Here is a 12,551-nt window from a genome sequence, read left to right on the forward strand (position 1 = left end):
CAGTTTATTCTACCTCACAAAATCGCGTTTATGCAACGGCAAAAACGGGCTCCCCGAAGTGCGAGGAGCCCTATTCCTATTTCTTTCTTATATTATAGAAGGCACTTATACCCGCGTAACCAGCGGCCGTGTCCAGGTCTTCCTCTATGCGTAGGAGTTGGTTGTACTTGGCCACCCGGTCGGTGCGTGAGGGTGCGCCGGTCTTGATCATGCCGGCGTTTACACCCACTACCAGGTCGGCGATGGTGGTGTCCTCGGTTTCTCCGGAGCGGTGGGACACGATAGCCGTATAACCTGCCCTTTCAGCCATTTTTATAGCATCAAGAGTCTCCGTAAGGGTGCCTATCTGATTTAGCTTGATCAGGATGGAGTTGGCGACTCCCAGTTCTATTCCCCTGGCCAGGCGCTCGGTGTTCGTAACGAAAAGGTCGTCACCCACCAGCTGCACCTTCTTGCCCAGGGCATCGGTGAGGAGCTTCCATCCATCCCAGTCTTCCTCAGCCATACCGTCTTCGATGGATATTATCGGGTATTTCTCCACCAGTTTCACGTAATACTCGACCATTGCCGCCGGGTCCAGTTCAAGGCCTTCTCCCTTCAGATGGTACTTGCCGTCCTTGTAAAACTCGGTGGCTGCGGCATCCAGGGCTACGTAGATGTCTTTCCCCGGCACGTATCCCGCCCTTTCGATGGCTTCAAGGATGTACTTTATAGCATCTTCGTTGGAAGCCAAATTTGGAGCAAACCCGCCTTCGTCACCCACGGTAGTACTCAGGCCTTTCTCGCTCAATACCTTCTTCAGTGTATGGAAGGTCTCGGCTCCCATCCTCAGGGCATGGGCGAAATTTTCGGCCCCTACCGGCATTATCATGAACTCCTGCAGGTCCACGTTGTTGTCGGCGTGCTTGCCTCCGTTCAGTATGTTCATCATCGGTATGGGCAATACTTTTGCGTTGGTCCCTCCTATATAGCGGTAAAGGGGAACCCCCAGGTAATTGGCGGCTGCCTTCGCCACAGCGAGGGAAACGCCGAGGATGGCATTGGCGCCGAGCCTGCCCTTGTTCTTAGTGCCGTCTAAATCGATCAGTAACCTGTCTACCGCCACCTGGTCCAGTGCATCCATCCCCTCCAGTTCCGGACCGATGACCTCGTTTACGTTTTCCACGGCTTTCAAAACACCCTTGCCCTTATACCTCTTCGGGTCGTTATCCCTGAGCTCTACGGCTTCAAACTGCCCCGTAGATGCTCCCGAAGGAACAGCTGCCCTTCCAACCGTTCCGTCTTCAAGGATAACCTCGGCTTCAACGGTGGGATTTCCCCTGGAATCCAGTATCTCCCTAGCAAAAACGTTCATAATAGTTGACATTTATACCACCCCTTACAATTTTCTAAAGCCTTTCTTCTATCAGCGAACACCCAGTCATTTCCGCGGGCTTTTCAATGCCGAGAAGTTCCAGCATGGTGGGTGCCACATCCGCCAGGATTCCCGGGCGGAGCCTGCAGCTTCGGTCGCTCACCAGGATAAAGGGTACCGGGTCGCTTGTATGGGCAGTATGGGCTTCCCCCGTCTCGAAATCCACCATCTTCTCGGCATTGCCGTGGTCTGCGGTTATAATTACTGTGCCGTTCTTTTTCTGTACGGCTTCCACCACCCGGCCGATGCATTCGTCAACGGTTTCTATGGCTTTCACGGCGGCTTCAAATACCCCGGTGTGCCCGACCATGTCCGGGTTGGCGTAGTTCATGATTATCACATCGTATTTGTCTTCGTCAATCTTTTTTATCACTTCTTCGGTCACTTCGTACGCGCTCATCTCCGGCTTCATATCGTAGGTGGGCACTTTGGGCGATGGGACAAGCAGCCGGTCCTCGCCGGGGAAGGGTTTTTCCTCACCGCCGTTGAAGAAAAACGTGACGTGGGCGTACTTTTCTGTTTCCGCTATGCGCAGCTGCTTTAGCCCGATGTTGGATATAACCTCAGCAAAGATGTTCTTGAGCAACTGGGGTTTATAAGCTATTTTGGCGTTTTTCACTTTCTCGTCGTACTGGGTCATGCAGACGTAGTGGACCGGGATGAACCCCTTTTGCCGGGTAAATCCTTTGAAATCCTCTTCACAGAAAGCGTACGTCAGCTGCCTTGCCCTGTCGGGTCTGAAGTTGAAAAATATTATGGAATCCCCAGCTTCTACGACACCCGTGGGTTTTCCTTCAGCGTCCGTTATCACGGTGGGGATGACGAACTCGTCGGTCTCACCCCTCTTATAGGCCTCCTCCAGAGCTTTCATGGCACTTTCAGCCCGGAGGCCTTCTCCCAGAACCATGGCGTTGTATGCCTTTTCCGTCCGCTCCCAACGCTTGTCCCTGTCCATGGCATAATATCTCCCGGAGATGGTCGCTATGCGTCCTACGCCGAGTTGGGCCATCTCCTTTTCGAGCTTTTCGATGTATACTGTGGCATTTGCGGGGGGGACATCCCTGCCGTCGAGAAAGGCGTGGACGTAAACCCTATCCAGTCCCTCTTTGCGGCTGAGCTTTAAAAGGGCTATCAGGTGATCTATGTGGCTGTGGACTCCGCCGTCGGACAAAAGGCCCATGAGATGGAGGGCTTTCCCACCCTCGCGGGCGCGCCTTACGGCTTCAACGAGTTCCTCGTTTTCAAAAAACCTCCCGCTTTTTATGTCTTCGCTGATGCGGGTAAATTCCTGATAGACAATGCGACCCGCTCCTAAGTTTAGATGTCCGACTTCGGAGTTCCCCATCTGCCCCTCGGGAAGTCCCACGGCTAGCCCGCTGGATTCCAGAACCGTATTGGGATAATGCCTTAAAAGCCGGTCGTAATTGGGAGTCCTAGCGCTCAGTATAGCATTGCCTTCGCGCCTTTCGTCAATTCCCCAACCATCGAGAACCATTAGCAAAAGCGGTTTTTTCGACACTTCCTTCAACTCCTAACCCTGATCGTATGCAGCTATCCTGTAAAAAGTATCAGCATCGAGGCTGGCGCCGCCTACAAGGGCGCCGTCAATGTCAGGTTCAGCCATGAGGTCCCTTACATTTTCCGGCTTGACACTGCCGCCGTACAAAATCCTGATGTTCTGAGACACCCGAGCACCGTAAAGTTCGGAAAGCTTATTCCTGATGGCTCCTATAACCTCCTGGGCATCAGAAGGCAGGGCCACCTTTCCGGTACCTATTGCCCAAACGGGTTCGTAGGCAAAAACCAGCTCTTTCCCGTCGCGAATATCAACCCCTTCCAGTGCTCTTTCCACCTGGCTTAAGACAACGGAAAGCGTCTTTCCCTTTTCCCTCTGCTCCAGACTCTCACCCACGCAGATGATCGGTTTGATGGCGTACTTCAGCGCCGCCTTTACCTTCCTGTTGACGGTCTCATCGGTCTCGTTAAAATACTGGCGGCGCTCCGAGTGGCCTATTATCACGTAATCGCAGGGTATTTCCTTGAGCATCGCCGGGGAAATTTCCCCGGTAAAGGCGCCTTTATCCTCCCAGTGCATATTCTGAGCGCCGATTTTTACGCCGGAACCCTTCAGCCTTTCAGCCGCGGCCCAGAGGCTGGTGAAGGGAGGGCAAAAAGCTATTTCCCCGTGAACGTCCTTCGCCTTTCGGAGAAAGGCTTCCAGGAATTCCAGGGTCTCTACGACGTTCTTATGCATCTTCCAGTTGCCTGCGAAAAGCGGCGTCCTGGGCATGGACTTCACCTCCAATTTTTACTAAACTATTTCACTGTCGAATTATTCTTATAGCAGAGCGAGCCTTAGAGCGGCAGGCCGCACGGTAGGTGCCAGGCTGTTACCTGCCAAATAACATTACTTGTCATTTAATACCGCTACACCGGGAAGTTCCTTGCCTTCCAGGAATTCCAGGGAAGCGCCTCCGCCGGTGGAAATATGGGTCATGGAATCGGCAAAGCCCAGCTGTTCCACCGCAGCTGCCGAATCTCCGCCGCCCACTATGGTTACGGCTCCGGACTCGGCCATGGCACGGGCCACGGCAAGCGTCCCTTCAGCAAAAGCCCTTATTTCGAATACCCCCATGGGGCCGTTCCACACCACCGTACCGGCCTTCTTTATTACTTCGGCGAACCTTTCGCGGGTGGCTTCCCCGATATCGACGCCTATCATGTCGTCCGGGATTTCACTTACCGGCACCGTCCTGTACCCGACCCCTTCTTTAATCTCAGGAGCAACGACCACGTCTACGGGCAGCAGCACTTCGACGCCCTTTTTGCGGGCTTCTTCTAAAAGGGATGCGGCCAGTTCTACCTTGTCCTCCTCAAGGAGGGACATGCCGATATTATACCCCATACTCTTCAGGAAGGTGAAGGCCATTCCGCCGCCTATCAACAGGTGGTCGACCTTGCCCAGCAGGTTTTTGATTACCCCTATTTTATCGCTCACCTTGGCCCCTCCGAGGATGGCTACAAAAGGCCTATCGGGGTTTTCCAGAGCTCTGCCCATCGTCTCGATTTCCTTTTTCATGAGGAATCCGGCACCGGCGGGCAAAAATTCCGCCACTCCCGCCGTAGAGGCATGGGCTCTGTGGGCGGTGCCGAAGGCGTCGTTTATATATATGTCAGCAAGCTTTGCAAGCTTTTCAGCGAATCCCCTGTCGTTGGCCTCTTCCTCTGCATAGAAACGGACGTTTTCGAGCAGCATCACGTCGCCGGGTTTCATCGACGCTACGGCCTTTTCCACTTTTCCCCCTATACAGTCTTCCGCCATTATTACCTCTCTGCCGAGCAGCTCCGAGAGCCTCCTGGCTACCGGCGCAAGGCTGTACTTGGGATTGAACTTACCCTTGGGCCTTCCCAGGTGAGAGGCCAGAATTACTTTGGCTTCACGGTTTACGAGGTATTCGATGGTGGGCAGAGCGGCCCTAATGCGGGTATCATCGGTTATTGTTCCCCGGTCGTCCATGGGAACGTTGAAGTCCACCCGGACCAGTACCCTCCTACCCTTCACATCAAAATCCTCTACGGTCTTCTTATTCATGCATTCTTTCCTCCCTCTATTTCGAGAAGTTTTTTTGCCGCACCCTCATCGGTTATTAGAATCGTAGGCCGGTGGTACTTTAAAAAGGCCCTTATGGCCGGCGCCTTGCCGCTGCCCCCGGCTATCGCGATCACCTTCCGGATGTTTTTCAGGTCCTTTACACTGAGCCCCGCGCTGGTGGTGCTGTATACTATCCGGCCTTCATGGTCGAAGTAAAAGCCGAAAGCCTCGGCCACCGCACCGTTTTCCAGTATCCTGCGGATTTCGCTTTCGGAGAGGCCCCGCCGGCGGGCCATTTCCTCCGCACCACCTATGCCGTGAACCACTATATCGGCTCTGCGTATGAGGGCGATGACCTCTTTTATCCCCGGCTCGTTAACGATGGACTCCATTGCCTCCGGCCCTAAATTGTCGGGCACGTAGAGCAACCTGTACTGGGCTCCCAGCCTGCCGGCCAGTTCCGCTGCTATGGTGTTGGCCTGAAGTTCCACTCTTTCGCCCAAACCTCCTCTGGCAGGGACCACCACCACGTCCTCATATCCCGTGAGGTTGGGCATTCCCTTGGGAACCTGGGCCATAGTTGTGCCGCCGGTTACTGCGATAACGTCGCCGTTCTTCAGGCACGACCTCAAATAGGAAGCAGCTTCCCTGCCCAGTTGCTTTTTTACGGTCTCGTCCCTGTCGGAATTTCCGGGAATAATAAGTACGTCCTCGCATTCAAACTTTTCCTTAATTCTTTCAGCTATAAAGCTCAGGCCTTTCAGGAAATACACGAAATTTTCCAGCCGGGCGATGAGCTCTTCTCCTTCACGAGAAACCCTCATGCCCTTAGGGTCGATCTCCAGCAGCCCCAGTTCCTCCAGGCGTTTTACTTCGGTCCTCAGAGGCCTTTCCGAAAGGGCAAGCACCGCCGACAGGGCCCGACGGCCTATCGGTTGGTTGTAATAAATATTTCTGAGGATGTCAAATCTCTGTTCAACGATCTCGGCCATTTCGGGCGCAATTTTTTTTAAAAGACTTGCGATTTCTTCCATGGAATTTCTCCCTTTTAGCAAAATAGCCCGAAAACGGGCTATTTTGCATTAAAGTCCCTTCTCTGCTATATATTTTACCAAATCCATCACTCGACAGGAATACCCCCATTCGTTATCATACCAGGCAACCACCTTCACCAGGTCGTCGCCGATGACCATGGTAGAAAGGCCGTCTACTATCGATGAATACTCGGAACCTTTGAAGTCCATGGAAACCAAGGGTTCTTCGGTGTAACCCAGAATGCCCTTCATGGGGCCATCCGCCGCCGCCTTCAGCGCTTGGTTTACTTCTTCGGCGGTCACGTTCTTTTCAAGCACAGCCGTAAAGTCGACCACCGATACGGTGGGGGTGGGAACCCTCATGGCAAAACCGTTGAGCTTGCCGGCGAGTTCCGGGATTACCAGTGCCACCGCTTTTGCGGCACCGGTAGTTGTGGGTATTATGTTGAGGGCTGCGGCTCTAGCTCTTCTCAGGTCCTTGTGCGGAAGGTCAAGAATTCTCTGGTCATTGGTGTAGGAGTGGATGGTGTTCATCAGCCCCTTTTTAATACCGAAATTGTCCATCAGCACTTTGGCCACAGGGGCAAGGCAGTTGGTTGTACAGGAGGCGTTGGAAATTACATGGTGCTGCGCCGGGTCGTATTTGTCGTGATTGACTCCCATGACGATGGTTATATCTTCACCTTTTGCCGGCGCGGAAATTATCACCTTTTTGGCCCCTCCGGATTCGATGTGCTTCACGGCTTTGTCCTTGGAAGTGAAAACACCGGAGGATTCCACCACGATGTCGACTCCCAGGTCCTTCCACGGGAGATTCGCCGGATCTTTTTCGGCAAACACCTTGATCTCCTTGCCGTTTACTACTATAGCATTCTCTTTGGTAATAACCTCTCCTTCAAACGGGCCGAAAACGGAGTCGTACTTCAAAAGGTGTGCGAGGGTTTCAGCGTCTGTAAGATCGTTGATCGCCACGATGTCTATCTCCGGGTGGTTTTTCAGGGCAGCTTTAAAGGAATTCCTGCCTATCCTCCCGAAACCGTTGATACCTACTTTAATGCTCATGATAATTTCCTCCTCTTTTAATTAATCTATTCTACAGCGGGAAAAAGACTTTCCCGCCGTTTTTGCGGCTCGTTATAACTTTTACACACCACAGTTTAAGTTTCTGCAATGAAGTCTTATTTGATTCAATGCCGGCCCAGGAATCTGAACTCTACCGGGATAATTTCTGTCCCTCTATTATTCATTTTGTCCCGATTGGAGTAAAAAAACAAAGATAACCAGATTCTATTTTTATATATATAATACCACAAATCCAGCCAAATTCCTGCCTCAAGCGGTAAATCTTAGTACCTTTTTCTTTTGGCGGAAGAGGGTATTCCCAGTTCTTCCCTGTATTTGGCCACCGTCCTCCTCGAGATGATTATTCCATTTTTCTTAAAGTTGTCGGATATCTTCTGATCGCTGAGGGGGTTATATGGGTCTTCCCGAGATATCATTTCCTTCAACATCTTTTTGATGGTTTCCGAGGACGTGGCCGATCCGTTGAGATTTTCAAGCCCGTTTTTAAAGAAGAATTTCAGTTCAAACACTCCGCGGGGAGTCTGGACGTACTTGCCGCTTATCGCCCTACTGACTGTAGACTCATGGACTCCGATTTTATCAGCTATCTGCTTCAACGTGAGGGGTTTCAGGCCCGAAATGCCGTAATCCAGAAACTCTCTTTGTACGTCAATTATGGCTTTGATAACTTTGTATAAGGTCATTCGCCTCTGTTCTATACTCTTTATTAGCCAGAGGGCCGACTCCAGCTTGCGGGTCAGGAACTTGGAAGCAAGGGATTCCTTGTCCTCCGACAACAGCAAAGACCTGTAATAAGGGTTGATTGAAAGCCTGGGCGCCACCGAATCGTTCATTATTACCACGTACTCGTTGCCCACTCTTTCGATAACCGCATCCGGGATAATATACTGGGTTTCATTTGCCGTAGAAAAATTCCTGCCCGGCTTCGGGTCCAGGGTGAGCACTATGTCTTTGAGTTCCTGCACCCTCGAGAGCGGTATATTCAGTCTCTCGGCTATTTTTGTATATTTTGCCTCCGCCAGGTCATTAAGGTGGTTCTCTATGAGGGCTCGCAGTTTGAGGTCTTTTATACCCCTTTGTTCAACCTGGATTAAAAGGCATTCCTTGATATTTCTCGCTCCTATCCCTGGGGGATCGAAAGATTGAATGACTTTGAGGGCTTCCTCAACCTCTTTTTCGGAGACCTTTAGAATTTTTGCCGCCTCGTCCACACCAACCGCCAAGTAACCGTTTTTATCCAGATTGCCGATCAGGAACACCCCTATTTTAAAAACCTTCTTAGATACGGGAGCAAGGCGCAGCTGCATTACCAGGTGTTCCTGCAATGTGGGTACGGCCGAAATGAAGTTCTCAAAGCTGTTCTCCTCTTCCCTTACCTCTCTGGGATACCTTAAAAAATCCAAATCATAAGAGTCTTGCAGATACTCCTCCCAGTCGAGAGTATCCTTGTCCTTTGCTCCGGTCTCAACCTTTATTTCTTCGCCCGGATAAGTTTCTTCTTCTTTGTCCAGCAGCGGGTTGTTCAAAAGTTCCTGTTCAATATATTCAAAAAGTTCCACGCTGGACAGCTGCAGAATGGTAATGGCTTGTCTCAGTTCCGGGGTCATCAGCAGTTTCTGGGTCTGCGAAAGGGTAAGACTGTAATTCATCTGCATTATTCGAGCCCCCTAAAGCCCTAAAAATCCTGCATATTATATATATTCGACAAAAACATTAATCTTACCTCTTTTATAAATTTACATGTATTGTAATACTTTTTTGAAATCTACTCTTAAAAAATGTTGTACAACGCTACAATTTAATTATATCATATTAAGAAAATACGGGGAAGAATGCTTTCATCATTCTTCCCCGCGGATACTTCAGTGGGTTTCTACATCCCTGGCCCCGTTTCGCCTCATTACATCGGCTGCTTTTTCCACCTTTTGTTCGTGGGTCCTTACGGCGGCCAGGATCTTGCCCCTTTTCACCTCTTCTTCGTAGTAGCGCCCTCTCTCCTCGGGAATGCCCCAGTCGATCAGACCGCCGGCAATACCTCCCGTGGCGGCGCCGGAAAGGAGACCCGCTATAGGTCCGGCAGCGATGATCGGACCGAGACCGGGAATTGCCAGCGCTCCCGCACCGAGCGCAAGACCTGCCAAGCCGCCCAAAACGCCACCGGTGGTGGTTCCGTCGGCGACGGTGTCCATGCCCATGCCACCGTTGTTGCCTCTCTGCTCGCCTTTAGCTACGATGGAAATTTCATTTGTATCAAAACCCGATTCCCTCATTTCGTTTACCGCTTTTTCCGCCTGCTCACGGTTTTCGAATACTCCTATTACTGTTTTTGCCATGCGCCCTATTACCTCCTCCTGATTTTTTATCACTCTTATTTTTTCCTTCTTTTCGCCAGGTATACACCGCATTACTTCGGCCAAAAAAGGAGAAAATAAATTTATAGGAGGAGGAAAAACCATGGCCGACGATAAAGGAAAAGAATTTATGGCCGAAATCAGCGAAAGTCCGGCGAGTGAAACGGCTCAAAGAATAAACCAGATATTAAATGAACAGCGGCAGCAGGCCGCCGGTTACCAGAACAACCAGCATCAGCATTTTGCCCAGGAAATCCAGTGTATATGCGACCTGGCCAGGGAACAACGTATGACAACGGAACAGCAGATACAGAGCACCTTAAACCAAGCTTCTACAAATCTCATGGATTCCCGGCGCCTGGAAAGCATATTTAACAGTGCACAGCAGCTGCAGCAGGCAGCCCGAATGGGGTTTTCCAATCTGCAGGCCAATGCAAAACAGTACAGCCAGATCCTTGAACAGATGGAAAAACAGTGTCACGAGCAGCAGGTAGCCACCGATATGCAGGTGGTCCAGGCCATGCAGCAGGCCATCTCGGCTATGGCACAGGCTCAGAGCGCCCTCCTTCAGAGCCATTCGATAGCTAAGATATTCGACTCGATAACCAGGTGCGGGGATGTGCTGGCGCAAATCGAACAGGCAGACACGACACTTCCTCAATGAGGAAAGCGCCCGGTATAAACCGAGCGCTTTATACTCTTTACTTTAGCTCTTCTATAATGGCCACGCCGGAGCTGGTGCCTATCCTGGTGGCACCGGCTTCGATCATCTGAAGGGCGGTTTTCAGGTCCCTTATTCCTCCCGAAGCCTTTACCCCCATAGTATCCCCAACCATTTTTTTCATAAGCCTTACGTCCTCTACCGTCGCACCGCCGGGGCCCAAGCCGGTGGATGTCTTAACAAAATCGGCTTTGGCCTCCTGGCAGAGTTTCAGAGCTGTAACCTTTTCGCTTTCCGTCAAATAGCACATCTCGAGAATAACTTTTACTATGGCTTCTGGATTTACTTCCTTTACCGCCCTGACCACGCCTTCGATGTCCTGCCTCACTGCATAATAGTCCCCGCTCTTTAAAAAGCCTACGTTCATGACCATGTCTACTTCCAACGCACCCGATTCCACGGCCTTTCTGGCCTCGTAGGCCTTTAACTCGGGCAACGCCGCTCCCAGCGGAAACCCTACAGTGGCTCCGACCTTTACGTTGCTCCCGGAGAGCTTCTCGACCGCGAAACTTACGTAGCACGGGTTCACGCAGACCAGGTAAAAACCGTATTTCTTTGCTTCTTCGCATAGTCTTTCGATGTCTTCCAGTGTCGCCGTGGGCTTCAGGAGCGTATGGTCTATGACCCTCGCCAGCTGTTCTCTTGTAACCACAAGAGTCCCTCCTTGGGCCCGAAAGCCCTAAATCTCTTTTGAAACACAAGAACTTGTACATAAATATTAGCATAACTTTTACCAAATTACAAAGAATATTAGAGTAAAATAAATTCATAATTCATGCAGGAATTCATCTGGATATGAAGAATATTATAAGTAATGAGTATTATTACCATCCAAAGGAGGGACTTATATGGATTCTTTAGCCAATCACCTTCAGAAAGACGACTGGAAAAAGGAAAAGCACGTCCCCGTGATAGAAGTTAAGGGACCAGTAAAAAAAGGTGAATCGTTTGATGTACATCTTTGCGTAGGCAAGGAAATTCCCCACCCGAACACTACGGAACACCACATAAGATGGATAAAACTCTTCTATCAGCCCGAAGGAGAAAAATTCACAATAGAATTGGGGACGTACCGGTTTGAGGCCCACGCCGAATCGGTGGAAGGCCCCAATAAAGGTTCGGCCAAGTGCAACCCCTGTGTGCACACTAGCGTAATTGTCGAAAAGCCAGGAACATTGATTGCTCTGAGCTACTGCAATATCCACGGCCTCTGGGAAAATTCGCTGAAAATCGATTTTGAGGAGTAAGTAAAGCCCCGGTTTGAGCCATTAAGGCAGCCGGGGCTTTATATTGAAAATGAACTTTAAGATATGATAATTAATTCTCTCACGGGTATACTAACCTATGTAGTAGATGAGGAGGGTTAACATGGCGGAAATTTACATCAACCTGGGGCAGGAAATCAACGATTACGACATAAATGCGTTGAGAAGCAGATTAAAGTCAATTAAACCCGGAGAAGAAGTTGTCATTCGCATGGAAGCGACCGACGCTCACCAGGCCGACCGGATAGTAGATGAGCTAAGAAATCACGGTTTTGACTACCAGCCCCACGGCGGCCATACAGATGAATATTTTCTGATCGCCCGGAAAAAGGGCTGAGCTTTGTCCGTTGATTAATCTTATAAAACTGAGGCACCCCGTGAAACCGGGGTTTTTTTCTGTGAACACCGTAGGTGAACAATCCTTGGCCGCAGCAGCGGAACTTCTCTGCATTAAAGTTAATATAATATATTAGACCTTAAAAGGAAGAAAGGAGGTTTCATATAGATGACCGATTACAAAGGTTGCCCCGACTACAAACCCGACTACAAAGACTGCCCCGACTACCACGATCATAAACATTACCACGATCATAAACATGAGCATTATACCTACGACATGATTGAAGCCGAAATGATGCGCATGCACGATCCATTATGCCAGGAAATAATGCCCCACGTGCGCATGGTATGCGACAGGTACGATGATCCCTGGAGATGCCCCTGCCCCACCCGTGAAATGCTGGAGCGCTGGTGTGATGAGGTAATGTGCTCGTGGTCTCCGTCGTGGTATTCAGCCGAAGTAGAGACTCAGCAGTTTGGCCGCAGGAGACCCCTGAGATCGCTCGTACTCGCCCTTTTAATATTTGAACTGCTGCGCAGGAGACGCAGAATATTTAGATAACGGCAAGAGGGCTGCTGAAAAATTTCAGCAGCCTTCTGGTATCTCTTTTGTTCTTCGGACATTACCACCTCTTGCTAATAGAAATACATATACTTACAACAAAGACGGTGACCATGACCCAGATTTCCATCTTGTCTTCGGCGCCGGAGGCCTGTATGGTATTCCTGGTGATATTGACATCGACAAAATT

Annotated in this window: 13 protein-coding genes; 4 read left to right on the top strand and 9 right to left on the bottom strand. The window is 50.4% G+C overall.

Annotated features, from left to right (window positions below):
* Positions 1-76: 76 nt before the first annotated feature.
* The 8 genes from eno to TOCE_RS09360 all read right to left on the bottom strand — a co-directional run bounded on the left by eno (position 77) and on the right by TOCE_RS09360 (position 9,456).
* Positions 77-1,366 carry a phosphopyruvate hydratase gene (eno, locus tag TOCE_RS09325; protein WP_013276601.1) on the bottom strand — a complete coding sequence of 430 codons (1,290 nt, stop codon included), beginning with the start codon at positions 1,364-1,366 and terminating at the stop codon, positions 77-79.
* 22 nt (positions 1,367-1,388) lie between these two features.
* Positions 1,389-2,933 carry a 2,3-bisphosphoglycerate-independent phosphoglycerate mutase gene (gpmI, locus tag TOCE_RS09330; RefSeq protein ID WP_013276602.1) on the bottom strand — a complete coding sequence of 515 codons (1,545 nt, stop codon included), beginning with the start codon at positions 2,931-2,933 and terminating at the stop codon, positions 1,389-1,391.
* 12 nt (positions 2,934-2,945) lie between these two features.
* Positions 2,946-3,704, bottom strand: coding sequence for a triose-phosphate isomerase (gene tpiA, locus TOCE_RS09335; RefSeq protein ID WP_013276603.1), 759 nt, complete (start codon positions 3,702-3,704; stop codon positions 2,946-2,948).
* 117 nt (positions 3,705-3,821) lie between these two features.
* Positions 3,822-5,006, bottom strand: coding sequence for a phosphoglycerate kinase (locus TOCE_RS09340; protein WP_013276604.1), 1,185 nt, complete (start codon positions 5,004-5,006; stop codon positions 3,822-3,824).
* Complete coding sequence (locus tag TOCE_RS09345) at positions 5,003-6,040, bottom strand: sugar-binding transcriptional regulator (RefSeq protein WP_013276605.1); 1,038 nt, start codon at positions 6,038-6,040, stop codon at positions 5,003-5,005. The genes TOCE_RS09340 and TOCE_RS09345 overlap by 4 nt, the downstream gene beginning before the upstream one ends.
* Before the next feature lie 48 nt (positions 6,041-6,088).
* On the bottom strand, positions 6,089-7,102 hold the full coding sequence (gap, locus tag TOCE_RS09350; protein WP_013276606.1) for a type I glyceraldehyde-3-phosphate dehydrogenase: 1,014 nt from the start codon (positions 7,100-7,102) through the stop codon (positions 6,089-6,091).
* A 284-nt stretch (positions 7,103-7,386) separates the two neighbouring features.
* Positions 7,387-8,778, bottom strand: coding sequence for an RNA polymerase factor sigma-54 (gene rpoN, locus TOCE_RS09355; protein ID WP_013276607.1), 1,392 nt, complete (start codon positions 8,776-8,778; stop codon positions 7,387-7,389).
* A gap of 207 nt (positions 8,779-8,985) precedes the next feature.
* Positions 8,986-9,456: a general stress protein gene (locus TOCE_RS09360; protein ID WP_013276608.1), complete on the bottom strand. Its 471-nt coding sequence runs from the start codon at positions 9,454-9,456 to the stop codon at positions 8,986-8,988.
* Positions 9,457-9,577: 121 nt separating this feature from the next.
* Between TOCE_RS09360 and TOCE_RS09365 the strand changes: the two genes are divergently transcribed.
* Complete coding sequence (locus TOCE_RS09365; RefSeq protein WP_013276609.1) at positions 9,578-10,138, top strand: hypothetical protein; 561 nt, start codon at positions 9,578-9,580, stop codon at positions 10,136-10,138.
* Positions 10,139-10,175: 37 nt separating this feature from the next.
* Here TOCE_RS09365 and deoC read toward each other — a convergent pair whose 3' ends face one another.
* Positions 10,176-10,847: a deoxyribose-phosphate aldolase gene (deoC, locus tag TOCE_RS09370; RefSeq protein ID WP_013276610.1), complete on the bottom strand. Its 672-nt coding sequence runs from the start codon at positions 10,845-10,847 to the stop codon at positions 10,176-10,178.
* A 196-nt stretch (positions 10,848-11,043) separates the two neighbouring features.
* Between deoC and TOCE_RS09375 the strand changes: the two genes are divergently transcribed.
* The 3 genes from TOCE_RS09375 (at position 11,044) to TOCE_RS09385 (ending at position 12,361) form a co-directional block, all read left to right on the top strand.
* A complete protein-coding gene (locus TOCE_RS09375) occupies positions 11,044-11,442 on the top strand; it encodes a class II SORL domain-containing protein (protein ID WP_013276611.1) in 399 nt (132 codons plus the stop codon).
* 121 nt (positions 11,443-11,563) lie between these two features.
* Entirely contained in the window at positions 11,564-11,797 is a 234-nt protein-coding gene (locus TOCE_RS09380; protein ID WP_013276612.1) for a hypothetical protein, read from the top strand.
* 168 nt (positions 11,798-11,965) lie between these two features.
* Positions 11,966-12,361, top strand: a complete 396-nt coding sequence (locus tag TOCE_RS09385; RefSeq protein WP_013276613.1) for a hypothetical protein — start codon at positions 11,966-11,968, stop codon at positions 12,359-12,361.
* The last annotated feature ends 190 nt before the right edge of the window (positions 12,362-12,551 follow it).

The organism is Thermosediminibacter oceani DSM 16646 (genome assembly GCF_000144645.1).
Taxonomy (GTDB): domain Bacteria; phylum Bacillota; class Thermosediminibacteria; order Thermosediminibacterales; family Thermosediminibacteraceae; genus Thermosediminibacter; species Thermosediminibacter oceani.